Source organism: Flavihumibacter sp. ZG627, from assembly GCF_000814325.1.
Taxonomy (GTDB): domain Bacteria; phylum Bacteroidota; class Bacteroidia; order Chitinophagales; family Chitinophagaceae; genus Flavihumibacter.
Genome location: NZ_JPHF01000004.1, coordinates 330,029 through 355,196, shown reverse-complemented (window position 1 = coordinate 355,196; position 25,168 = coordinate 330,029). Strand labels below are relative to the sequence as shown.

Sequence of the window (25,168 nt, the reverse complement as noted above, 5' to 3'; positions counted from 1 at the left end):
ATTATGTCACGTCCTGTTCAATATAATGTAAAGAATGAAGGTGGTAAAATACTTATCACTGACGAAATGCCATCGGGCCTCGAAGGCGAAGGTTTTTTTGCTACCAAACTCAGCGAAGTAGTTGGCTGGGGAAGGAAGAATTCACTCTGGCCTATGCCTTTTGCAACTTCCTGCTGCGGCATCGAGTTCATGGCAACCAGTGCATCCCATTATGATATCGGGCGTTTTGGTTCAGAAAGAATGGCGCATACTCCACGACAATGCGACCTGCTTATGGTAATGGGTACGATCGCCAAAAAAATGGGACCTATAGTTAAACAGGTTTACCTGCAGATGTCGGAGCCACGATGGGTTATCGCGGTGGGTGCATGCGCATCCTCAGGTGGAATATTCGATACTTATAGTGTGTTGCAGGGTATCGACCAGATTATACCGGTAGATGTATATGTTCCGGGATGCCCACCCCGTCCGGAAGCTATAATTGATGGCCTGATGAAATGCCAGGACCTTGTAGGGCAGGAGAGCCTGCGCAGAAGAAATAGTGACAGGTATAAGGCACTTTTGAACAGTTATGGAATCGAATAGCAGGTAAGAGGTAAGAAGTAAGAAGTATTTAAATCTTAAAAGGTATACATGTCCACGGTTTTGACGAATCAAATCATCCAAAAACGCCTTGTTGAAAAATTTGGCGATGCGGTTACCAATATGGAAGAACCCTATGGAATGTTCAGTTTTGAAGTTCCAAAGGATCTTAACCTGAAGGTTATGGAGTTCCTTTATGATGAACCGGATCTGAACTTTCGTTTCCTGACCGATGTTTGCGCCGTTCATTATCCTGATCAGAAAGGTCGGGAACTGGCAGTTGTTTACCATCTTCATAATATGGTGGATAATATTCGCATAAGGATGAAGATTTTTACCGATATAAATGAACCGGATGTTTTTACCGCAACCAGTCTTTATCAATCGGCAAATTGGCAGGAGCGCGAGACATATGATTTTTACGGCGTTAATTTCCTGGGTCATCCCAACCTTAAAAGAATCCTTAATGTAGATGAGATGGACTATTTCCCGATGCGAAAGGAATATCCCCTGGAAGACAGGGCCCGCCTCGATAAAGATGATGAGATGTTCGGAAGGGGAGGATCAGTAGTATAAAATCAGCAACAACAAACCTTAAACAAATAGACAGGAATGTCTGAACTCATACAACAAGAACAACACGTTAAGCTTCCGGAAGGTTCTATCGGGAAACAGACGACCACATTAAATCTGGGTCCTACACACCCTGCAACCCATGGAGTTTTTCAGAATATCCTGGAAGTGGATGGTGAAAGAATCGTTTCGGCAGAGCAAACCGTGGGATATATCCACCGTGCTTTTGAAAAGATAGCCGAGCGTCGCCCTCTTTACCAGATCACGCCGCTCACCGACCGTTTGAACTATTGTTCTTCTCCCATTAATAATATGGGATGGCATCTCACCTGTGAAAAGTTACTTGGTGTAACTACTCCTAAACGGGTTGATTACCTAAGGGTGATAATCATGGAACTCTCGCGGATCGCTGACCACCTAATCTGTAACTCGATAGTTGGTGTGGATAGTGGTGCCTTTAGCGGCTTCCTTTATGTGATGCAGTATCGCGAACTTATCTATGAAATTTTTGAAGAGGTATGCGGAAGCCGACTTACCACCAATATTGGCCGTATAGGAGGATTTGAAAGGAATTTCACCCCGGCAGCATTTGAAAAACTGGAAAGATTTCTTAAGGAATACCCCCTTACACTGAAAGAATTTGAAAATCTGTTCAACCGCAACCGGATATTCATGGAACGCACCATGGGTACGGGCGGTATTTCTGCTGAGCGGGCGCTGAATTATGGTTTCACCGGGCCCAATCTTCGCGCTACCGGCGTTGACTATGATGTTCGTGTTGCTACCCCCTATAGCTCTTACGAAGATTTTGAATTTGATATTCCTGTTGGTACTACGGGCGACAACTATGATCGATTTATGGTACGTAACCAGGAAATGTGGCAGAGTATCCGGATCATTGAACAGGCCTACCGAAAAGTGCAGGAGTTCAAAGGTGCGGAGGCAGAAGTATTCCATGCAGACGTTCCGGAATATTATCTTCCCGAGAAAGAGGATGTATACACGAAAATGGAAGCGCTGATCTGGCATTTCAAAATTATCATGGGTGAAATTGATATGCCTGCAGGTGAGGTATACCAGGCAGTGGAAGGTGGAAACGGCGAACTGGGCTTCTATCTTATCAGTGATGGAGGCCGCGCGCCATTCAGGCTGCATTTCAGAAGGCCCTGTTTTATTTATTACCAGGCATATTCTGAACTCACTAAGGGAGCCTTGCTGGCTGATGCCGTAATCACGATGAGTAGTCTGAACCTTATTGCCGGAGAAATGGATGCATAGTATTTATCCAACTTGTATTAAATAGTTATGATAAAGTTTTCAGAAGAGAAATTGACCAAAGTGCAGGAGATCATCGCCCGCTATCCACAGGGAAAGCAGAAGAGTGCATTGATCCCCGTTCTGCACCTGGCGCAGGAAGAAAATGGATGGCTTAGTGCCGAAACTATGGACTATGTGGCTTCACTACTTCAACTGGAACCCATTGAAGTGTATGAAGTTGCCACCTTCTATTCAATGTATAACCTGAAACCAGTTGGTAAATTCCTTTTTGAAGTTTGCCAGACTGGTCCCTGCATGATTAATGGCAGCGATGATATAGTGGATTATATAAAACAGCGACTGGGCATTGGTGTTGGTGAAACAACAGCCGACGGATTATTCACCCTTAAAACAGTTGAATGCCTTGGAGCATGTGGTTATGCGCCGATGATGCAGCTTGGTAAACATTACCGTGAACACCTCACAAAAGAGAAAGTTGACCAGATCATAGAAGATTGCCGCAAAAACGCCGGCCAGCTTAATTGATTTAACAGAGCACTGTTCAACAAAATAATTGTATGGGTATAAAGTTACTTTTAGAAAAGGCCGATGTTGAAGGCATACGCAGCTACGATGTTTACCGTCGTGAAGGCGGCTATCGAAGTGTGGAAAAGGCTTTTAAAACGATGAGTCCGGATGCGGTTACTGAAGAGGTGAAGAAAAGCGGACTTCGCGGCAGGGGTGGAGCTGGTTTCCCTGCAGGTATGAAATGGAGTTTCCTGGCAAAGCCGGAAGGCATACCCCGTCACCTTGTTTGCAATGCGGATGAATCTGAACCCGGAACATTTAAGGATCGCTACCTGATGGAATTCATCCCCCATCTTCTGATTGAAGGCCTGATAGTATCCTCTTTTGCACTAGGTTCCAATGCCACTTATATATATATACGTGGTGAGTATGCGTGGATAGTTGATATATTAGAACAGGCCATAGGCGAAGCAAAAGCCAATGGATGGCTTGGAAAAAATATACTTGGAACTGGTTTCGATTGTGAGATCTATGTACAGCGTGGAGCCGGCGCCTATATATGCGGCGAAGAAACTGCACTTATTGAATCGCTGGAAGGCAAAAGAGGAAACCCACGGATCAAACCCCCATTCCCCGCCATTAAAGGAGTATGGGACCGTCCAACCGTGGTGAATAATGTGGAAACCCTCGCGGCAGTAGTTCCCATCATTAATATGGGCGGAGAGGAATATGCGAAAATCGGGGTAGGTAAATCAACCGGCACAAAACTTATCTCTGCCTGTGGCAATATCAATAAGCCTGGCGTTTATGAAATTGATATGACCATATCTGTCGAAGAATTTATTTACAGTGATGAATATTGTGGAGGAATAGCTAAAGGTAAAAGGCTTAAAGCATGTATACCCGGCGGTTCTTCCGTTCCTATTTTGCCCGCTAACCTTTTATTGAAAACAGCAAAAGGCGAAACCAGGTATATGAATTACGAAAGCCTGAGTGATGGTGGTTTTGCCACAGGATCAATGATGGGATCCGGCGGTTTTATTGTACTGGATGAAGACCAATGCGTGGTAAAAAACACTTTCACGCTTGCAAGGTTCTATCGCCATGAAAGCTGTGGACAGTGTTCTCCCTGCAGGGAAGGCACTGGCTGGATGGAAAAAATATTGAAGAGTATTGAAACAGGTAAAGGGAAGATGAGCGATATCGATCTGCTATGGGATATCCAGCGCAAGATTGAGGGTAACACCATCTGCCCGCTGGGTGATGCAGCCGCATGGCCGGTTGCAGCAGCCATCAGGCATTTCAGAGATGAATTTGAATGGCATGTGAATAATCCGCAGGAATGCCTCACACGTAATTATGGACTGGCCCATTATGCCGATCCTATTCACGTGCCGGTTTCCTAAACCCTATGGCCTATTGCCTTTAATGAATTGACCACCAACATATGTCTGAAGAGAAAAAATTATTCAAGGTAACGATCGACAACATCACCGTTGATGTTGAGCCCGGCACATCTATTCTGAATGCTGCACGCATGATTGGTGGTGAAGTTGCTCCGCCAGCAATGTGCTATTATAGCAAGCTCAAGAACAGTGGTGGTAAATGCCGCACCTGCCTGGTTGAAGTTGCCGCCGGTTCCACCGCCGATCCACGCCCCATGCCCAAATTGGTTGCAAGTTGTCGCACCAATGTAATGGATGGAATGATCGTAAAAAATATCACGAGCGATCGCGTACTCGATGCCCGTGCAGGCGTTACTGAATTCCTGCTGCTTAATCATCCCCTTGATTGTCCCATCTGCGACCAGGCCGGCGAATGCCACCTCCAGGATCTTAGCTATGAACATGGAAAAGAAGGCACCCGTTTCGAATACCAGAAGCGTACCTTCAAAAAACACGACCTTGGTGAATATATCCAGTTGCACATGACCCGTTGCATACTTTGTTATCGCTGCGTTTTTGTTGCCGACCAGCTCACTGAAAAACGTGTTCATGGCGTACTTGACAGAGGTGATCATTCCGAAATTGCTACCTATATTGAGAAAGCACTCCATAATGATTTTATAGGTAATGTGATCGATGTTTGTCCGGTTGGTGCTCTCACCGACAGAACCTTCCGATTCAAGAACAGGGTATGGTTCACCAAGCCGGTAGATGCTCATCGTAATTGTCCCAAATGTTCAGGAGAAGCACAACTATGGATGAGAGGCGATGAAGTATTCAGGGTTACAGCGCGTAAGGATGAATGGGGTGAAGTAAAAGATGCAAGTGATGGAAGACCGGGGTGGATCTGCAATGATTGCCGCTTTGAGAAGAAAGATATAAAAGACTGGATCATCGAGGGACCAACAAAAGTGAACCGGCACTCCGTGATTTCACAAGGCCATTATGTTGGAGTGAAACCACAAAAAGACCTGTTGCCGGAAGTGATGGGAGGACGTGGACCAAAATTATTACTCGATATCCATAAAGTTAGTGAGGTTAACCGTCCCGAAATAGAATTGTCAAAGATAGATGGACCCGCACATAGCGATGATTTCAAGAATCTGAATAAATAAATTATGGTTACACTGGCAATTGACCTGGCCTTTATACTGGAGAAATTTGTTCTCATAGCAGTGATCATCGTTATTTCGCTGCTGGTAGCCTTGTACACAACTTTCGGGGAGCGTAAGGTAGCAGGATATATTCAGGATCGTTATGGTCCTAACCGCGCGGGCCCCGGCGGTATCTTCCAGCCCTTTGCTGATGGTATCAAGTTGTTCATGAAGGAAGACGTGATACCCAATTCTTCAAACAAATTCCTTTTTGTTCTTGGTCCAGCTGTTGCCATGACGATGGCCATGCTTACAAGTGCTGTTATACCATGGGGCAGGGAGATCGAACTATTCGGACGTACCATCCCCCTGCAGATAGCGGATATTAATATTGGTATACTCTATGTGTTTGGCGTGGTGAGCATGGGTGTTTATGGTATCATGATAGGAGGTTGGGCCTCCAATAATAAATTCTCCCTGCTGGCCGCATTACGCGGGGCATCACAGATGATCTCTTATGAACTTGCAATGGGCCTGGCAATTATCGCCCTTCTCATGCTGACAGGGTCATTAAGTCTTAAAACCATCGTTGAACAGCAATCGACCGGATGGTGGAATATTTTTTACCAGCCACTCGGTTTCCTCATTTTCCTGGTTTGTGCTTTTGCAGAATGCAACCGTACACCTTTCGACCTGCCGGAAGCGGAGAGTGAACTGAACCAGGGATATCACCAGGAGTATTCTTCAATGAAACTCGGATTTTATCTGTTCGCCGAATATGTGAATATGTTCATCAGCAGTGCGCTTATGGCAACCCTTTATTTTGGTGGTTATGATATTCCTTTTGTAAATGACGCGGCCTTAACTGAAAGTATCGGTACCAACCTGATGGCCCTGCTGCAAACCATTTCTCTTTTCGCGAAAGTTGGTTTCTTCCTGTTTTTCTTCATGTGGGTCCGGTGGACAATTCCAAGGTTTCGCTACGACCAGTTGATGAAGCTGGGCTGGAAATCATTGATACCTCTGGCCTTATTCAACATGGTGATAACAGGATTGATCGTATTGATAAAAGAAAACGGATGGCCTTTCTAAGTTTGTTTTACTTGGAGAGAAAACCGGATTGAAATATTTTTGCTAATGCCCACACTAACAAATAGAGCTAAGCCAGTTGATCGTCGTCCCATGACGATGATGGAGAAGATGTACCTGCCCGCCATTGCAAAGGGTATGGGTATTACTCTGAAACACTTTTTCACTAAGAAAGTGACGGTACAATACCCAGAAGAAAAACGCCCCTTCAGTCCGGTTTTCAGGGGATTGCATATTCTTAACCGTGATGAGGAAGGCCGTGAGAATTGTACAGCCTGCGGACTTTGTGCTGTTGCCTGCCCCGCTGAAGCCATCACTATGGAAGCAGCGGAAAGAAAGGAAGGCGAAGAACATCTCTACCGCGAAGAAAAATACGCAGCCAAATATGAGATCAATATGCTGCGCTGCATCTTCTGCGGACTATGTGAAGAAGCCTGCCCCAAAGATGCGATCTATCTCAGTGAAACCTTTGCCCCTTCCAATTATAAGCGCGAAACATTCATATATGGAAAGAGTGATTTGCTGATTCCTGATCCTAAAAAAGAGCCTGAATTATACCAACAGGCACTTGGATCAAGGGCTAAACGGGAAGGAAAGAAAGGATAAAAAGTAACTGCTAATAAAGAACATGAATATCACACAAATACTTTTCTGGTTTCTGACAGTACTTGCCATCGGCAGTTCGCTGATGGTTATTACGAGTAGAAATCCGGTTTACAGCGTATTGTCACTTATCGTAACATTCTTTGCATTATCGGGTCATTACATTTTATTGAATGCGCAGTTCCTTGCCATCGTTAACCTGATAGTATATGCAGGTGCCATCATGGTTCTTTTTCTGTTTGTGATCATGTTGATGAACCTGAATGCTGAAACAGAACCACAGAAGAACAAGTGGCTACGTTTTGCGGGGATTATCGCAGGAGGATGTTTCCTGCTTGTAATGGTAGCTGCTCTCCGTGATGCAGATAGCAGAGCCGCCACTGCCATGACAACTTATGGCGAAACCGGATTGATACAACACCTGGGCAAAGTTTTATTCAATGAATATGTCGTTCCTTTTGAGATCAGCAGTGTGCTGTTCCTTAGTGCCATGGTTGGTGCCGTGGTGTTGGGAAAGAAGGAGTGATGGGGGAGAGATGGAGGGTTGGAGAGATGGAAGGAACCATTAAGCATCCATTACTCCATCACTACAGCCCTCTATATAAAGCTTTGTCCAAATTAAAAAACATCCAACAACATGCCCATCAACTTATACATATTCGTAGCACTGGCCCTCTTCTGCATAGGAGTGATTGGGGTGCTGACGCGTAGGAATGCCATCATCATCTTCATGTGTATTGAACTCATGCTAAATGCGGTTAACCTCCTGCTTGTTGCTTTCTCAAAAATGCACCTCGCCGAAATGGGTAGCGCGGCACCGGCTCTTGCCAATAATGGAACGGACGCCCAACTTTTTGTTTTCTTTATCATGGTGGTGGCTGCGGCAGAAGTAACAGTTGGGCTTGCCATTATCGTTATGATGTATCGCAATACACATTCAGTGGATGTGAATTTCCTGAACAGATTGAAAAACTAATATGAAGAATATCATTGAATATGTCTGGCTGGTTCCGCTGTTTCCCCTGGCAGGATTTCTGATCAATGGCCTGCTACGTAACAGCCTATCAAAATCCCTTACGGGCATCATCGGGTCAGGATCAATTCTGGCATCATTTATCGTTAGCATCCTTATCTTCCTTGATGTAAAGGCAGGTATTGATGGTCCCGTTATAGTCACCCTTTTCGATTTTATTTCTTTTCAAGATGTAAGTATCCCTTTCGCTTTCCAGGTCGACCAGCTAAGCAGTCTCTTCCTGCTCATCATTACTGGTATTGGATTCCTGATCCATGTTTACTCCGTTGCTTACATGCACGAAGAGAACAGCAGTCATTTCGCGAGGTATTTCGCTTATCTCAACCTTTTCGTCTTTTCGATGCTGCTTCTTGTCCTGGGATCAAATTACGTGATCATGTTCATCGGATGGGAAGGCGTGGGCCTATGCTCATATCTGCTGATCGGATATTGGTTTAAAAACATCGAATATTCTAATGCGGCACGCAAAGCCTTTGTCATGAACAGGATCGGTGATCTCGGTTTTCTGTTAGCGGTCTTCTGGCTGATTGGTCGTATTGGTACCGTTAATTTCAGCGAGGTATTCAGTAAAGTTGATACACTTAGCTCGCTTGATCTTACCGCCATCACCATGCTGCTTTTTATAGGTGCTACAGGAAAGAGTGCACAGATCCCATTATATACATGGTTACCTGATGCAATGGCGGGACCAACGCCGGTTTCAGCTTTGATTCATGCGGCTACCATGGTTACCGCCGGTATCTACATGATTGCACGGAGCAATATTCTCTACACCATGGCGCCAACAACCCAAACGGTCGTTATGGTTGTTGGATTGGGCACTGCACTGCTGGCTGCAACCATTGCGCTCAAACAAAATGATATAAAGAAAGTGCTGGCATATTCAACCGTTAGCCAATTGGGTTATATGTTCATCGCACTGGGCGTAGGCGCCTATACCGGCGCTGTTTTCCATGTGATGACACACGCATTTTTTAAAGCACTTTTATTCCTTGGTGCAGGTTCGGTTATACATGCCATGCACCATGAACAGGATATCCGAAATATGGGGGGACTATCTAAAAAACTGAAGACAACCCACCTTACATTCCTGGTAGGATGCCTGGCGATCGCTGGTATCATTCCTTTCTCGGGCTTCTTCTCAAAAGATGAGATCCTGGCAGCAGCTTTTATGAAGAGTCCCATTGTTTGGGCACTCGCTGCTATCGGCGCACTTATGACCGCATTCTATATGTTCAGACTCTATGCAATGACATTCCTCGGCAAATTCAGGGGAACAAGCGAACAGGAGCATCATCTGCATGAGTCACCGCCAGCAATGACGATACCATTGGTGATATTGGCTGTTCTCAGTTTCGCGGGTGGACTCGTTGGAATACCGGAAGTACTGATGCCTGATTCACACTCACTTGCCAAATTCCTTGAACCCGTCTTCGCCGAATCGAATAGAATTTCTGTACCTCATCACCCTGACCATACCACAGAACTCTTATTAATGTTTGGATTGATGGCCGTGATTGCAGTGGTTATTTTCTGGGCTGTAGGTAAGTATAAGAAATACGAGAAATCAGGGGAAGAGAATACCGGATTTGCAAGGATACTGGAGAATAAATGGTATGTTGATGAGATCTATGAAGCTCTCATTATCCGCCCCGTGAATGCTTTCGGAAAAATGCTGGGTAAGTTTGACAATTTCGGAATCGACTGGGTTGTAAACGGCGTGGGAAGAAGCGTACAGTATGCAAGCCGGCAGATCAGATTATTGCAAAGTGGGCAGGTCGGAAGTTATGTATTGTTGATGGTGATCGGTATGATCGTCCTCTTTGCATTACAGGTTTTCCTGAAAAAATAATTCATCCAAAGAAAGAAACCAGATTCATATAATGGTACCAGTTCTACTGATTTTGATCCCCCTGATTACCGGAGCAGCATTGTTTGCGGTAAAACAGGAAGCAACGGCCAAGTCCATAGCGCTATTAGCGTCACTCCTCTCACTGGCATTAATGCTGGCAGGGATGAGTGGCTATATTGATGCGGCTCAAATGACTTATGACCAACCATGGCTGGGCGGCATTAACAGCCGTTTTCATTTTGCACTCGATGGAATGAGCCAGCTTCTATGCCTCCTGACTACACTTAGCTTTCCCATTATTATTTATTCAACATGGAACAACCGTTATGATGACAGTAACCGGTTCTTTGGTTTAGTGCTGCTTTCACAAGCCGGTCTGCTGGGCGTTTTCATGGCTTTAGATGCATTGCTGTTTTATTTTTTCTGGGAACTGGCTCTTATACCACTGTATTTTCTCTGCTCTCGCTGGGGCGGCGAAAGACGTATCCAGGTTACAATTAAATTTTTCATCTATACATTCATTGGCTCGCTCTTCATGTTGATCGGACTGATCATGCTTTATTTCAAAGCAGGCGGTTCTTTTGCCTGGAGTGATTTCCTGAATCTTAAAATGACTTCGGGTCAGGAACTGGGAATATTCCTGATGCTTGCCATAGCCTTTGCCATCAAAATGCCATTATTCCCTTTTCATACCTGGCAGCCCGATACCTACGAGCAATCACCTACCGCCGTCACCATGATCCTCAGCGCTATCATGGCCAAAATGGGGGTATTCGGATTGCTGCGATGGCTGGCACCAATTGTTCCTTCTGCCACTTTTCTCTGGGGTGATAACTTTGCCACTTTAGCCGTTATCGGAATGCTCTACGCCTCCTTTATTGCAATGCGGCAGGACGACCTGAAAAGGTTGGTAGCTTATTCTTCCATTGCGCATATCGGGCTGATGATCCTTGCCATTTTTGCACCAAGCTACAGCGGTATACAGGGTGCAATGATCCAGATGTTCAACCATGGTATCAATATTCTTGGAATGTGGATCGTTGTAAATGTTATCGAACAAAAATTCGGAACGCGAAAGATCAGCGAACTCGGCGGACTTGCACAAAAAGCACCTGTACTCACCATCCTGCTGGTGATCGTTGCACTTGCCAATATTGCCATGCCCCTAACCAACGCCTTTATAGGTGAGTTCATGATGTTTAACGGCGTGCTGGGTTCAACCGCCACTAAGTTCGGACTGGCTTATACCATAGCTGCATTGGTAACGATCATTCTAAGCGCCGTCTATACTCTGCGTATGATACAGCGGGTATTCTATGGTGAAACAAATGAACTGACATCAAAAGCCACCGATATTTCATTCAATGTAAAATTGAGCCTTGCAATAATTGTAGTGGGAATAATCCTGATTGGCGTGTTCCCCAAACCATTATTATCTCTTACCAGTGAAGTATCGGCAGATATCCTTGGAAGGATGAATTTAAAATAACCTGAGAACGACCAGAATAGTATGAATGCAATAATTCTTTCCGCAATACTTGGAGTGATACTGATGTTCAGTGGCATCTTCGTGACCAGCAAAACCGCCATTCGTAATATAGCCACCGCAGGCATGGCTTTGCTGCTGCTGGTTAATATTGCTGAACAGGGAGGATTCCATCTCTTTAATGTGAATACGCATAATATGCTTGTATTCTCTAAATTCGGCCTGCTCTTTAATTCAATTGCCTTCTCTGCAACATTGCTTTTTTTCCTTGTATCAGCAAAAGATATTACCAATGTTGGCATTAATGCCGCCGAATATTTTGCGCTTATTTTCTTTATTTCCTGTGGTATCGCAATAGTTTCTTCCTTCAATTCACTCCTGTTGCTTTTTTTGGGTATTGAGATAATTTCCATCCCCCTTTACATACTAACAGGAAGCGATAAACGCAATCTGAAAAGTAATGAAGCCTCCCTGAAATATTTCCTGATGGGATCTTTTTCCACCGGCATAATGTTACTTGGTATTGCCCTGGTTTATGGTGCAAAGGCAAGCTTCAGTATGGAACAAATGCATTCCAGTATCAATGCTGGAAGGAATGCATGGTTTTATGCAGGATTGCTGCTGGTTCTGATCAGCATGCTATTCAAAGTATCTGCTGCCCCCTTCCATTTCTGGACTCCCGATGTATATGATGGAGCCCCAACGGTGTTCACATCTTTTATGGCAACCATAGTGAAGGCAGGGGTTTTCATAGCGCTGGTTAGATTGTTTGATATGTCATTCGTTGGTTCCGGGTATGATTGGCAACTCATCATTGCCATTGTAACTGCCGCAACACTTTTTATCGGGAATATTACAGCTATTTTCCAGCAGAGCGTCAAAAGAATGCTTGCCTATTCTTCCATTGCACAAGCCGGTTTCATGCTTTTTGGCGTGTTTAGCCAGAACGACTTTTCAAGGGAAGGTATCATCCTCTATACCCTTGGTTATAGCCTTGCCACCATTGGTATTTTTGCCGTTCTTATCAAGATGAAGGATTATACCTTTGAAGGCTTTAATGGACTTGCCAGAACAGAGCCCGTACTCGCTGCCACTACAACCATCTTTCTGTTATCGCTTGCCGGAATTCCGCTGACCATCGGTTTTTTTGCCAAATATTTCATGCTGGCTTCCGCCGTTAAGAGTGGCTCACACCTTTGGCTGGTCATCTTTGCAATACTCTGTGCCGCCATCAGTGTGTATTATTATTTCAGAGTTATTCAGTCGATGTATTTCAAAACCGGCCTGGCAGAAACTGAACCTGTAACGCCTGTTTTCCGCTGGCTTCTCGCCGGCATGGCCGCCGCCGTCATTATCCTGGGAATCTTCCCCAATCTTGTGCTCCAATATCTGTATTTTTAAACCTTACCTCTTACCTCTTACCTGAATGAATTTTCTTGACACCTTATCCCTCGCTTACCGTACCATCCGCGGCAATGCTCTTCGTACCAGCATCACCGTTGCGATCATCGCACTTGGTATAGCAGCACTGATAGGTATCAACACCGCCATCCAGGCCATCTCGCAGAAATTCATGGAAAGCTTTTCCAGCATGGGCGCCAGTGGCTTTTCCATTCGCTACAGGGCAATGTTCCGGTTCGACAGGGGTGAACTGAAGAAAGAAGAGAAGAATGGCCGTAAACTTAAAAAATCAAATACCAACCAACCCATCACAAGAGAGCAGGCAGAACTCTTTAAAGAAAGATATGATTACCCCGCCAAAGTAGGGATATCCCTGGGGGCAGGAAATAGTTTTACCGCTTCCTATGCAGGAAAAAAAACAAACCCTACTGTAAGGGTTGCAGGTGGGGATGAGAACTATGTTGAACTCAACGGATATGATATTGAAGGGGGTAGAAATATGAGTGAGATCGATATCAGTTCGGGTCGAAATGTGTGCATTATAGGAAAAGATATCTATGACAAAATTTTCGGTAGCGGTGATCCTGAACGACCGGTTGATAAGATCCTTCGTGTTAATAATATTCCCTTCAGGGTTGTGGGAACATTGAAATCAAGAGGCTCAACATTTGGAATGAGTCGCGACAATATCATCATCATACCCTATATGAGTGTTGTTAGATTCTTTGCCGGTTCAGCTTCTAATACTTTTAATATAGGGGTTAAAGCGCAGGAGATAGCAAACATCGAAACCGCCATCGGTGAGGCTGAAGGAATATTTCGTGTTATCCGCAAAAATGGAATTAAAGAGGAAAGTAATTTCCTGATCGATAAGAGTGATGCATTCGTTGAAATGGCACTCAAACAAATTGGATGGCTAACAGCTTCTGCCGTTGTCATAGGGTTCATTACACTCATGGGTGCAGCCATCGGCCTGATGAATATCATGCTGGTGGCAGTTACAGAAAGAACCAAGGAAGTGGGGTTAATTAAAGCAATCGGTGGGCGACAGAGCAATGTGCGATGGCAGTTCCTTCTGGAGGCAATACTGATAAGCCTGCTTGGCGCTTTTTTCGGTATCGTGCTGGGCGTTTTGCTGGGTAATATTGTCAGTATGCTGATGGAAACAGGATTCGTAGTGCCATGGCTCTGGGTTTTCATGGGGGTGCTGATATGTACTATAGTTGGACTGGCAGCGGGATCTTATCCAGCCTATAAGGCCAGCAGGTTGAATCCGATCGAAGCGTTGAGGTATGAATGATTTGGAGGGATGGAGGGGTGGAAGGGAAGAGGCAATAGGCAATAGAAAAAAGAACGAGAAGAGATAAGATTTGGGTGGAATAATAAATGAAAAGGGGAAACGATTATGTTTCCCCTTTTTTATTTCAGGCAGATATGATCTATTTAACTGTTAAAGCATCAGTGATTCGATCATTCAGATCCTGCAGGTGATACTTGCTTGCGAGATCCTGGTAGGCCGGCGTGGCAGTGCGGATATCAGTTTGAAGGGTACGTAGTGTACCTCTTACAAAGGAGATGATATCGCTGTTCTTGTTCACTGCAGGTGCAAAGTTAAGCGCTACACCACCAACAGTAATCGATGGAACTGTTGATGGCTTGATCAGGGTAAGCATCCGCTCCACCAGGTTCTTCTGGAGATTGCGGCGATACATATCGATCGGCTTTCTTGCACTAAGTTCACTGAACACATTCCGGCGCAGGTCGCCAAGCAGATCCTGCAGCGTATAGGATTTAGCGCCCATTACAACCTCAGCATTGAGCAGTTTGTTCAGGGTTGATGCACTGAGTACCCTGCCAAGTGCAGCGTCCTGGAGGCGGCTTACAACGCTTGTAGGTGTATTGCCGGTTTTGGCAAACACCTGCTGGTCCAGTAACCAGGTTGGCGTTGTGAATACCTGCCTGTTAAGAAAATCCATGGCTTCCTTCTGTGTTTCACGGCTCACAAATTCATATACCGCCCCAGGCTGCTCTACTGTTTTTGGCGTTTCAGTTACTCCGCCAATATTCTTACTCACATGACCAACATAACGACCATACTGCGTCACTACCTCGTTATAAAGTTTATTGAGAGATGCATAATTTTCATTGGGTTCTTTTGTCCACTCTGAAATATTGGGAATGATACGCTGAAGATTTTTGATTCCATAGTTGCTTGCCTTCATTGCGTTATCTCCAAGGTCTTCATTTTGTGAACGCGGATCATCGGCATTGGTTTCCCTGCCAAACCACAACCTTTTATTCTTTAACTTCTCCATGGTGAGGGCGTTCAGGATAGGAATTTCTGCTTCCGGGCTGGTAGCATCAGGTATCCACTTGTATCCCCACTCAATAGCCCATTTATCATAATCCCCAATGCGTGGAAAGATGCCTTTATCGCCAACATTATCCTCGGGCTGGGCTACATAATTGAAGCGGGCATAATCCATTATAGATGGTGTATGTCCGTTTTCTTCCAGCCATTTTTTATCGCGAAGTTTTTCAACAGGCACGGAAGATGATGATCCGAAATTGTGGCGGAGTCCAAGTGTATGGCCCACTTCATGTGAGGATACAAACCTGATGAGCTCACCCATCAGCTCATCATCAAACTGTGGTTTGCGTGCCCTCGCATCATTGGGAGATGCCTGCACGAAATACCAGTTGCGTAAAAGTTCCATCACGTTATGATACCAGTTGATATGACTTTCGAGTATCTCACCTGTACGAGGGTCATGCACATGCGGTCCGCTTGCATTGGGAACATCTGAAGGCTTATACACGATGGCTGAATAACGCGCATCTTCAAGGCTCCATTCAGGATCATTCACCGGCGCTTCTTTTGCCATGATGGCATTCTTGAAACCAGCCTTCTCAAAAGCTTCCTGCCAGTCATTAACTCCCCTGATCAGGTAAGGAACCCATTTCTTTGGCGTGGCAGGATCAATATAAAATATGATGGGTTTCTTAGGCTCCACCAGTTCTCCCCTTTTATATTTTGCGATATCTTCCTGCTTAGGCTCAAGCCGCCAGCGCGTCACCATTCTTACATTTTCCACTCCCTGCGGATTGAGATCAAAATCTACATACTGGCGGGTGAAGAAACCAACCCGCTCATCATAATGGCGGGCCTTCATGGGAGAGGCCGGTAGCATCACCATCGAACTGTTGATCTCAACGGTGAAAGCTCCACCTGATGGCTGAGGAGCGCCCGGGGTGGCAGGTGCGGCTCCGGTGGCGGCGGCGCGACTATAGGTTTTCACTGTTTTAATTTCAGTGTTCAGCGGGAACGATCTTACATTATCGATATAGGACTTGTCTGATTGCTGTGACCCCACACGGAATGTCCGCTTGCTGTTTGCCTCAAAATTAAGTACCTCGTTATCGCTGTTTAGAAAACTGGTAACATCTATCACCACACCGTTTGAATCTTTCCCTAACGCCGCTATATCAAAGGCCTGAACGATGGGCTGGATATTTGAATTGGCCACCGCACGGTACATGGGCTGGGTTGAATCCCTCGACATTTCATCATAAGAAATGCTGCGGATATAAATTTTGTTGTTGGGACCTTTATCAAATGTGATAACATTCTCACCGATTATATCACCGGCATAGCCAAAAAAGAAATTCCGCATACCGGCCGCTGCCTTCGAAAGGCGGTTCACTACAAGGATCTCCCTGCCCAATACAGATTGAGGTATCTCAAAGTAATACTTATCATCTACCTTGTGCACGGTGAAGAGTCCGTCATCCGTTACCGCCTTGGCAGTAATTACATCCTTGTAAGGCTTTGGACCGGTAGATTTGACTGGGGGTACAGGTGGTATTGCAGCCGGATTTGCTGCGGCATCCCTTGTCTGCGAGGGCCTTTGCTGACCATATCCGGCTGCATGCGTCAATACGGCAAGAATGGCAAGTGGCATTACCCTTTTAAGAAACGGGGTTGATAACATAGCGATCTCTGTTTAAATTTAGGTTGAATCAATAAATGTAAGACATACCCTTAACAGAAAATCGGCGGAAATGATCGATCATTGTTGGGACAATCATTTTTTTTTATTTTGTACCGTATTTGGATATTTATTGTGCTAATTTGATTTTTTTATTCTTTTTTTATTTAGACTTGTGTCCCCAATACGCTTTGGGTCAATTCAAGAACAATTATTACCTGTTTACAAAAAAACTAAAAACAAACACTTATGGCAGAGACTAAACCTACTGCAACTGCGAGAGCGGCCACTTCTGTTCAGGCTAAAAAGAGAAGCAATGTCATTTCCTGGATTGCCCCTGTTTTATGTATCATCGGAGGATATATAATCTGGAGATTTGGTATGGGCGCTGCTAGTGGATTCACTAATCCTGATCCGGCTGGTGGATTCTGGCCTAACCATGTTGGACCTATAGGTGCATTCCATGGTGTTTATGAAGGAGGTATCGTTGTACCGGTCCTGATTGCCAACTTCCTGATCGTATTGGTTTTCGCTATCGAAAGAATGTTGACCATCTCTAAAGCTACCGGTACCGGTAACAATGATGAATTCATCCGCAAAGTTCAGTATCATCTTGCCAACAAGAATGTTGATGCAGCACTCGCTGAGTGTGATAAGCAAAAAGGTTCTGTAGGTAATGTTATGAAGGCCGGATTGCGCAAGTATAAGGAAATGATCACCAACACTGAACTCGATACTGAGCAGAAAGTTGTATCTATCCAGAAAGAAGTTGAAGAAGCAACCGCACTGGAACTGCCAATGCTTGAGAAGAACCTCGTGTTCCTTTCTACCATTGCATCTGTTGCAACACTCCTCGGATTGTTCGGTACGGTATTGGGTATGATCCGTTCGTTCTCTAAACTCGGTGATGAAGGTGGTGGTGATGCTGCACGTGAACTATCACGCGGTATCTCTGAAGCTCTTTACAACACAGCCCTTGGTATCGGTACTTCTGCGCTGGCCATCATCATGTATAACGTATTTACAACTAAAATCGACGGTATCACATACGGTATAGATGAATCCGGATTCACTCTTACCCAAAGCTTTGCATCACTGTACAAATAAGTGAACAGCCAATAGGGAATAATAGAGTAAGAGAGCAGTGTAAAATAAAGTCGGAATAATTTTATGGATTGCTGCTTTCCTTGAATCTAAATGTGAACTGATCAATTAACAAGTCATGCCAAAAGCAAAACTCCCACGGAAGAGTACAAATATTGATATGACCGCGATGTGCGATGTGGCATTCCTCTTGTTGTCATTTTTCATCCTGACAACAAAGTTCAAGCCATCAGAAACACTCGCGGTGCAGACTCCAAGTTCGGTTGCTTCCAAAATTGCACCGCAGAAGGATGTTGCGCTGGTGACCATCGACAAAGACGGAAAAGTTTTTGTTTCTTTCTCTGAAGATGCGCCCACCAAAGAAGTACTCGAAGCATTGAATACAAACCGCACACTCGGTTTGTCTGATGCTGAACTGACTGCTCTTTCAAAAGGTCCATTCTTCGGCGTTCCCATCAGCCAATTGAAATCCCTGGCCAGCCAGCCAAAGGACAACTGGCCTAAGATGAATCTTCCTGGTATACCTGTTCTGGATACAATCAATAACGAAATGGTTGACTGGATGCGTGCTATCAAAACCGGCTTCCAGGGTATCAAAATGAACCTGCTCGTTAAAGGTGACAACGCTTCAAAATACCCGGCTTTTAAAGGTGTTATCGATGCCTTCAAAAAGAACGACGAAATGAAGTTCCAGATGGTTACTAACCCTGAAGGCGTTCCGGAAGGAACCGAATTGTATAAGAGGAATATGAGCCGGAATGCTGCGGCGGAAACAACCGAAGAGTAAACATTTTTAACATAAAAACATTACCATATGGCAGAAATGGATACCTCGGGCGGGGATAAACATAAAAAAGGGCCCGGCGTCAAAAAATCGAAAAAACAATCCACCCGCGTTGACCTTACCCCCATGGTGGATCTTGGTTTCCTGCTCATCACTTTCTTCATCTTCACCACTTCCATGAGCCAGCCAACAGCAATGCGCCTGTTCCTGCCCAAGGATACGGACAAGCCTGAAGAACAGAACAAAGCAAAAGAATCAGGTGCCCTCACCATCATGCTCGCCAAGAACGACGTAATTTATTATTACGAAGGAATGCTGGCACCAGATGGATCAAATTTCAAGAGCACCAATTTCAAAGGAATCCGTGACATCATTCTTACCAAGAAGAAGTCCACCGACCCTAAAGACTTTGTTGTGGTGATCAAACCTAATAAAGAGTCCACCTATAAGAACACTGTTGATATGCTCGATGAAATGACCATCAATGATGTGAAGCGCTATGCATTGGTTGATATTGCAGAAGCAGAGCAGATGATGATCGCAGCCACCGAAGGTGCTAATCCGCAGTAAACAGGTTTGTGGAAAAACTAATTAAATGCATCTTATTCAAAAAAGCGAACAATGGAAGTAAATAAAATTCTAAGTGCTGATGTGCTGGACATCGTGTTCGATGGCCGGAACAAAGACTATGGCGCTTATGACTTGCGTAAGACCTATTCCAAGCGCATGACATATGCCCTGGTTGGTACTGCCTTGCTCCTCGCTTTGGCATTTCTTGGAAGCTTCCTCGCCAGTTCACTCAAGAACAATGACGATAAAACCGAGATGATCGTCCAGGACGTTCAACTCGAGGAAGTGAAAACAGAAGAGCCAAAGAATGAGCCACCACCACCTCCTCCTCCGCCTAAACCGGAGCCGCCAAAAGTGGAAATGGCAAAATTCACTCCTCCTAAAATCGTAAAGGATGAGGAAGTAAAAGAAGACGAAAAACCACCAGAAGTTGAAAAGCTGGAGGAGACCAAGATAGGTACCATCAACCAGGAAGGTATCAAAGACGAAGGTATTGTTGCACCACCTGCTTCTGATGAAGGAAAGGGTGTTGTGGAAGCCCCCAAAAAAGTAGAAGAAGATTGGGATAAAACCTTTACAAAGGTGGAGATCGAATCTGAATACCCCGGTGGTACCAGCGCATGGCAGCGTTACCTGAATAAGAGCCTCCGCTACCCGCAGGACGCCATTGATAATGAAGTGCAGGGTACTGTTGTGGTTCAGTTCATTGTTGATAAAGAGGGTGTGGTTAGTAATGTAGAGGCTATCAGCGGACCAGAAGAACTCCGTGATGAAGCCGCCCGCGTTATAAAAAAATCAGGTAAGTGGACACCCGCCGTTCAAAACGGTCGCCAGGTGAAATCTTATAAGAAACAGCCTATCACTTTCCGCCTCGAAGTGGAATAATAGTCCCGGTATAATTGTTAGAATCCTCCTGCCCAGCAGGAGGATTTTTTTTAACTTCCACTTTTTATTCACTATTGCCTATTGCCCATTCTCTTTCTCAAAATTCCCCCTCATGCTAAATTTTGAATTCAAAAACCCCACAAAAATAATCTTTGGTAAAGGCCAGATCGCTAAGCTATCTGCTGAAATACCTGCTGGTTCAAAAGTTATGCTCCTCTATGGTGGTGGCAGCATCAAATCTAATGGTGTTTATGACCAGGTGATGCAGGCACTAAATAACTATGAGGTCATAGAATTCAGCGGCATTCCCGCCAATCCGGAATACAGTATATTACTTCAGGCACTGGAAATTATCCGCAGCAAAGAGATCAGCTTCCTCCTCGCTGTTGGTGGAGGATCCGTGATCGATGGAGTTAAATTCCTTTCCTCTGCCGCGCTATATGAAGGCAAAGAACCCTGGGATATACTAGCCCAATCAATACGTACCGAAAAGGGTATGCCCTTCGGTACGGTACTGACACTTCCAGCCACCGGCTCTGAAATGAATTCTGGTGCCGTTATCTCCCGCGCAGAAACAAAAGAGAAATTATCTATGGGTGGGCCGGGACTTTTTCCTGTTTTTTCAATCATGGATCCCGAAGTAGTTCGTTCTATTCCAACACGTCAGATTGCCAATGGTATCATGGATGCCTATTCGCACGTGCTGGAACAATATATGACCTATCCTGCCGGGGCACTCCTGCAGGATAGAATTGCAGAAAGTATCCTCCAAACCCTGGTAGAGATCGCCCCACGTATAATGAAGGACCCCGCTGATTATATTGCTGCTTCAAATTTCATGTGGAGCTGCACCATGGCACTGAATGGACTTATCCAGAAAGGAGTACCAACAGATTGGGCGGTTCATGCAATGGGGCATGAGCTTACAGCACTTTATGGCATCGACCATGCGAGAACTCTTGCCATTATTACACCCGGACATTTTCTTTACAATTTCGATCGCAAGAAAGATAAACTGGCACAGTATGCCGAAAGGATCTGGAATGTTAGGGAAGGAACTACTGAACAAAAGGCCATGGCAGCAATTGAAAAAACAGAAGCATTCTTTCATTCACTGGGTATTGAAACCAAACTGTCAAAATATACCAGCAGCTTTGAAGACACGGCAAATATAATTGCCAACAGATTTACCGAGCGTGGTTGGACGAAGCTCGGCGAGCATAAAGACCTGGGTCCAGACCAGGTTAAGGAGATCGTGGAGATGAGTTATTAACTTTGCCCCATGAAATACACCACCCCGCAATGGGATGATACCATCGTTGCCCTTGCTACGCCTCCCGGCCTGGGCGCAATCGGCGTCATCCGCCTTAGCGGAACCCGCGCAATTGAAATTGCTGACCATCTCTTCCCCTCCAAAAATTTACTGGAGCAGCCAACCCATACTGCACATGTAGGATTGCTGAAGGAGGATGGTAATGCTATTGATGAAGTGGTGCTGACCCTTTTTAAAGCTCCGCGCTCCTATACTGGTGAAAATGTTGTGGAGATATCAGGTCATGGCTCACCTTATGTGTTGCAGCAAATCATTGATGCCTGCATCAGAAAGGGAGCCCGGCTTGCAAGGCCCGGTGAATTCACTCAACGGGCCTTCCTTCATGGCAAGCTCGATCTTGCACAGGCAGAAGCAGTGGCTGACCTCATATCATCCAATACAGCAGCCTCCCAGCGCAATGCTTTGAATAATATAAGGGGGGGATTCTCTTCCGATCTGAAAGCCCTCCGCGAACAACTTATCACCTTTTCGGCATTAATAGAACTTGAACTGGATTTCTCCCAGGAAGATGTTGAATTTGCCGACAGAACACAATTGCATTCACTTGTATCCGCTGCTATTGATAGGGTAGGAAAGCTTGCTCATTCCTTTCAGCTTGGCAATGTGATAAAAAACGGCGTAAGTGTTGCCATTGTTGGCAAACCCAATGCAGGAAAGAGTACGCTACTCAATACACTACTCAATGAGAACAGAGCGATCGTCAGCGAAATTGCGGGAACCACAAGAGATACTATTGAAGAGATCATCAATATTGATGGCATACTTTTCCGCTTCATAGATACAGCAGGAATTCGTGAACATACCGAAGACCAGATCGAAAGTATAGGAGTGGAAAGAAGCCTCGAGAAAATGCGACAGGCCGATGTGGTCCTCTATCTTTTTGATGCCAACACCATGCCGTTGGAAGAACTATTACATAATAAGACTGCCTTTGAACAGAATGGATTGCAGTTCCTGCTTGTTGGCAACCAGGTTGATAAAGGTGATGAATCGGTTATGCGTGAACGATATGCCCAGGCAGCGCCGATCTTTTTCATTTCCGCCAAACAGTTGCTTCATATTGAAGTATTAAAAGAACGCTTGGTAGACATGGTGTTGCAGGGAACAGTGAATACAGAAGATACCATCGTTACCAATGCCCGCCATTTTCATAGCCTGCAGCAGATGCTATCCTCACTCCAGGATATACGTTCGGGTTTGGACAACAAGATCCCTGGCGATTTACTGGCGCTCGATATCCGGCGCTGCCTTCATTACGTTGGAGAAATCACCGGCGAGGTGAGCAATGAAGATCTGCTGGATTATATCTTTAGCAAGTTCTGCATCGGAAAGTAGCAGGCGCAAATTTCAGGTGGGCGTCACCTCACCGGTTCATGCACTATTCTCAGGTGTATTTGCCCCTGCTTGAGCTCGGTATCATCTTCAATTCTTTTTTTAAAGTCATTGAATTTATCAATTAATACGGTTGACTTATTGTTGGCGGTAAACAGGAAGGTCGTTTTATCATTGGCCATTGTATTGATCAAACCCTGCCGTTGAATATCCATTTGTTTTTTGCCTTCGTATTGTTGTTTCAGTTTTCCCATGGCTGTGTTGGCGGGAGCCTGGTTTTGAAAATTCGATATTGTTTGCAGTATGGCGTTTCCCTGGTCTATCGCCCGGTCCTCATCTATTGCCCCGGCATAAAAAACATAATTGGCAAATATTAAAATGTCTGCCTTGTATTGCTTATATGTTTTAGACATAGCATTCCCCAACTGTTGGGCCGTTGATTCATCACCCACAAACCCCGTCATAAATGCCGTATCGGATTTGGAGTTGTTGCAAAAATCAATTTTGAACTCAGGAAATTGCAGAGGAAAACTTTCCGGGCCACTGTACCTGTAGGTGACTAATTTATTCTCCTCATCACGAATGGTTTTAGCTCCCGATTTTACCGTCATGGGCATGGTTACCTTTTCTATTGTCTGATTGCTGATGTCGGTGCTATAGGGCATCATGCGGAATGAGCAGCTGTCTGCAATAAGCATGGTGTATTTTTTAACTGATGATTCAAGGGTGCCTGTAGCTTTAAGCAAAATTTCATTTTCGTCATTGACCTTTTCGTATATGAAGTCGATTTCTGTTGTCATCGCAAACCTGTTGTACTCCAGCAGCATGTTGACAAGGTCACCAAACTCATTGCTTTCTTCATCCAAACCAAGCAAGGCCCGCTGCCTCAGTACACCTATATGAAAAGGCATGTTCAGCACAAAGTCGTGGTTCTTGGCCTCCACCTGTTCGTCGAAATATTTTTTATAGGCAGCGCCGGCCTTTTTCATCAGCGGCAAAAGAAGGGAGGGAGATTCAGTTCCCATGCCCAATAGTTGTCTTTGTCTTTCGTGGCCCAGCACCACTATGCAAATAATTTGTGAGTAGCGTAGGTCGTGCCCAAATTTTTCGAGCAAGATATTATCCTTTTCCTCCATCCGGGCCGTAATGGGGTTCAGGAGCTCGGCAAAAGAGTTGTTGCTCTCCTGGCCCAATAAGGCTTTTGTTCTTTCTATCCCAAGAAGGATGCCGGCTATCCTTTGTTCCTCGCCCTGGTAAGTTTCAAGCCATATGCCGTCTTGCCTACGTTCGCGGGCAAGCAGGCTTGTATCGCAGGTTCCACAAAAACCAAGGCTCCTGGCCGGTGGGGCAGGGAAGGATGCAACCGGAGGCAGTTGTTGTATTAGTTTCTTTGCCAGGGCGAGTTGTTCATTAATATGTTTGTGAATGGCTGCAGGATCGCCGGCCTTTTTAACATCCTCTTTTTTTTCAGGAGTTGGGCGCTTATTTTCTGCTGTGCTTATTTCCGGGGAACGCGACTCTTCATCACCGGCAGGCAGTGGTCTTAACTCAGGCAGTTCAATGGTATTTTTAACGGCAGCTGCAAATCCCGATGCAAGGTCGTCGTACATAGCCATGCTGGTAACAAGCAGAGGATAGTATAAGAGCCCATTCTCCATTTTTACAAAGTGTTCGGCTACTTCATCTTTTCTTTTTTCATTGTTGATCAATTCATCCACGGTTTTTACAAAGCGGTCGTTTTTTTTGGGTGGTTGCACCACCACGGTTCCCTTCTTTTTTGCGTATTGCACCAGCATGCCGGTCATCGTTATCAATGTGCTGTCGTTCGCTTTTTTTCCCTTGTACCAAAGCAGGTTGTCTTTGGCTTGAGCTGCAGTAGGAACGCTTAGGGGTTGCTTTAGTATGATGGGTACGATGGGTGAGGCTGCTGCAGCTGGCCGCTTTGCAGCAACGGACGCTGTTTTAACAGGCTGTTTGGTCACCGTACCGCCCATCATCGACAAAACATTTTTTAAAGCCGCTAATCCTTTTTTAAGTTGTGCAGCCTCTTCCGGGTCTGATTTTTCTGCCACTTTTATTTCAGCTTCGAGGTCTGTAATTTCTTTTTTCAACTCCTCGATTTGCTGCTTCAACTCAGGGGTTTGTTTTACCTGTGGCTGCTGTGCATGCACAAGAAAAGTGTTGAAAATAATGGTAAGGAAAAATAGTATTTTTAGCATGGTAAGAAT

22 protein-coding genes are annotated in these 25,168 nt (G+C 45.1%); 20 read left to right on the top strand and 2 right to left on the bottom strand.

The features are described from left to right. The first annotated feature begins 3 nt into the window (after nucleotides 1–3). From HY58_RS11075 to HY58_RS11010, 14 genes are all read left to right on the top strand, one after another. A complete protein-coding gene (locus HY58_RS11075) occupies nucleotides 4–585 on the top strand; it encodes an NADH-quinone oxidoreductase subunit B (protein WP_156123657.1) in 582 nt (193 codons plus the stop codon). Between the two features lie 48 nt (nucleotides 586–633). Continuing rightward, nucleotides 634–1,158, top strand: coding sequence for an NADH-quinone oxidoreductase subunit C (locus tag HY58_RS11070; protein ID WP_039131734.1), 525 nt, complete (start codon nucleotides 634–636; stop codon nucleotides 1,156–1,158). A 36-nt stretch (nucleotides 1,159–1,194) separates the two neighbouring features. Continuing rightward, a complete protein-coding gene (locus HY58_RS11065) occupies nucleotides 1,195–2,433 on the top strand; it encodes an NADH-quinone oxidoreductase subunit D (RefSeq protein WP_039131732.1) in 1,239 nt (412 codons plus the stop codon). Nucleotides 2,434–2,460: 27 nt separating this feature from the next. Next, nucleotides 2,461–2,958, top strand: coding sequence for an NADH-quinone oxidoreductase subunit NuoE (gene nuoE, locus HY58_RS11060; RefSeq protein WP_039131729.1), 498 nt, complete (start codon nucleotides 2,461–2,463; stop codon nucleotides 2,956–2,958). 32 nt (nucleotides 2,959–2,990) lie between these two features. Further along, nucleotides 2,991–4,346 (top strand): NADH-quinone oxidoreductase subunit NuoF, encoded by a 1,356-nt coding sequence (gene nuoF, locus HY58_RS11055; RefSeq protein WP_039131726.1) that lies wholly within the window; start codon nucleotides 2,991–2,993, stop codon nucleotides 4,344–4,346. A 41-nt stretch (nucleotides 4,347–4,387) separates the two neighbouring features. Further along, nucleotides 4,388–5,500, top strand: coding sequence for a 2Fe-2S iron-sulfur cluster-binding protein (locus HY58_RS11050; RefSeq protein ID WP_039131724.1), 1,113 nt, complete (start codon nucleotides 4,388–4,390; stop codon nucleotides 5,498–5,500). Nucleotides 5,501–5,503: 3 nt separating this feature from the next. Then, complete coding sequence (gene nuoH, locus HY58_RS11045) at nucleotides 5,504–6,571, top strand: NADH-quinone oxidoreductase subunit NuoH (RefSeq protein ID WP_039131722.1); 1,068 nt, start codon at nucleotides 5,504–5,506, stop codon at nucleotides 6,569–6,571. Between the two features lie 45 nt (nucleotides 6,572–6,616). Further along, the gene (gene nuoI, locus HY58_RS11040) at nucleotides 6,617–7,174 is read left to right on the top strand and encodes an NADH-quinone oxidoreductase subunit NuoI (RefSeq protein ID WP_039131719.1); all 558 of its coding nucleotides are present in this window, start codon (nucleotides 6,617–6,619) and stop codon (nucleotides 7,172–7,174) included. Between the two features lie 22 nt (nucleotides 7,175–7,196). Beyond that, nucleotides 7,197–7,697, top strand: a complete 501-nt coding sequence (locus tag HY58_RS11035) for an NADH-quinone oxidoreductase subunit J (RefSeq protein WP_039131718.1) — start codon at nucleotides 7,197–7,199, stop codon at nucleotides 7,695–7,697. A 111-nt stretch (nucleotides 7,698–7,808) separates the two neighbouring features. Continuing rightward, entirely contained in the window at nucleotides 7,809–8,147 is a 339-nt protein-coding gene (gene nuoK, locus HY58_RS11030) for an NADH-quinone oxidoreductase subunit NuoK (protein WP_039131717.1), read from the top strand. 1 nt (nucleotide 8,148) lies between these two features. Next, a complete protein-coding gene (nuoL, locus tag HY58_RS11025) occupies nucleotides 8,149–10,056 on the top strand; it encodes an NADH-quinone oxidoreductase subunit L (RefSeq protein WP_172644647.1) in 1,908 nt (635 codons plus the stop codon). 31 nt (nucleotides 10,057–10,087) lie between these two features. After that, entirely contained in the window at nucleotides 10,088–11,545 is a 1,458-nt protein-coding gene (locus HY58_RS11020) for a NuoM family protein (RefSeq protein WP_039131714.1), read from the top strand. A gap of 21 nt (nucleotides 11,546–11,566) precedes the next feature. Beyond that, a complete protein-coding gene (locus tag HY58_RS11015) occupies nucleotides 11,567–12,943 on the top strand; it encodes an NADH-quinone oxidoreductase subunit N (RefSeq protein WP_039131712.1) in 1,377 nt (458 codons plus the stop codon). 25 nt (nucleotides 12,944–12,968) lie between these two features. Next, complete coding sequence (locus HY58_RS11010; RefSeq protein WP_039131709.1) at nucleotides 12,969–14,243, top strand: ABC transporter permease; 1,275 nt, start codon at nucleotides 12,969–12,971, stop codon at nucleotides 14,241–14,243. Nucleotides 14,244–14,382: 139 nt separating this feature from the next. Here the strand turns inward: HY58_RS11010 and HY58_RS11005 are convergent, their stop codons facing one another. Then, a complete protein-coding gene (locus HY58_RS11005) occupies nucleotides 14,383–16,935 on the bottom strand; it encodes a zinc-dependent metalloprotease (protein WP_039131707.1) in 2,553 nt (850 codons plus the stop codon). 246 nt (nucleotides 16,936–17,181) lie between these two features. On the opposite strand from HY58_RS11005, the gene HY58_RS11000 reads away from it, so the two are divergent. The 6 genes from HY58_RS11000 (at nucleotide 17,182) to mnmE (ending at nucleotide 22,943) form a co-directional block, all read left to right on the top strand. Further along, entirely contained in the window at nucleotides 17,182–18,039 is an 858-nt protein-coding gene (locus tag HY58_RS11000; RefSeq protein ID WP_039131703.1) for a MotA/TolQ/ExbB proton channel family protein, read from the top strand. A gap of 115 nt (nucleotides 18,040–18,154) precedes the next feature. Further along, nucleotides 18,155–18,823, top strand: coding sequence for a biopolymer transporter ExbD (locus HY58_RS10995; protein ID WP_052324056.1), 669 nt, complete (start codon nucleotides 18,155–18,157; stop codon nucleotides 18,821–18,823). A gap of 27 nt (nucleotides 18,824–18,850) precedes the next feature. Continuing rightward, nucleotides 18,851–19,390 (top strand): biopolymer transporter ExbD, encoded by a 540-nt coding sequence (locus HY58_RS10990; protein ID WP_039131700.1) that lies wholly within the window; start codon nucleotides 18,851–18,853, stop codon nucleotides 19,388–19,390. Nucleotides 19,391–19,441: 51 nt separating this feature from the next. Next, a complete protein-coding gene (locus tag HY58_RS10985; protein WP_039131698.1) occupies nucleotides 19,442–20,275 on the top strand; it encodes an energy transducer TonB in 834 nt (277 codons plus the stop codon). Nucleotides 20,276–20,387: 112 nt separating this feature from the next. After that, a complete protein-coding gene (locus tag HY58_RS10980) occupies nucleotides 20,388–21,548 on the top strand; it encodes an iron-containing alcohol dehydrogenase (protein ID WP_039131695.1) in 1,161 nt (386 codons plus the stop codon). Between the two features lie 9 nt (nucleotides 21,549–21,557). Beyond that, nucleotides 21,558–22,943, top strand: coding sequence for a tRNA uridine-5-carboxymethylaminomethyl(34) synthesis GTPase MnmE (mnmE, locus tag HY58_RS10975; protein WP_039131694.1), 1,386 nt, complete (start codon nucleotides 21,558–21,560; stop codon nucleotides 22,941–22,943). 23 nt (nucleotides 22,944–22,966) lie between these two features. Here the strand turns inward: mnmE and HY58_RS10970 are convergent, their stop codons facing one another. Continuing rightward, entirely contained in the window at nucleotides 22,967–25,159 is a 2,193-nt protein-coding gene (locus HY58_RS10970) for a hypothetical protein (protein WP_039131691.1), read from the bottom strand. Between the last annotated feature and the right edge of the window lie 9 nt (nucleotides 25,160–25,168).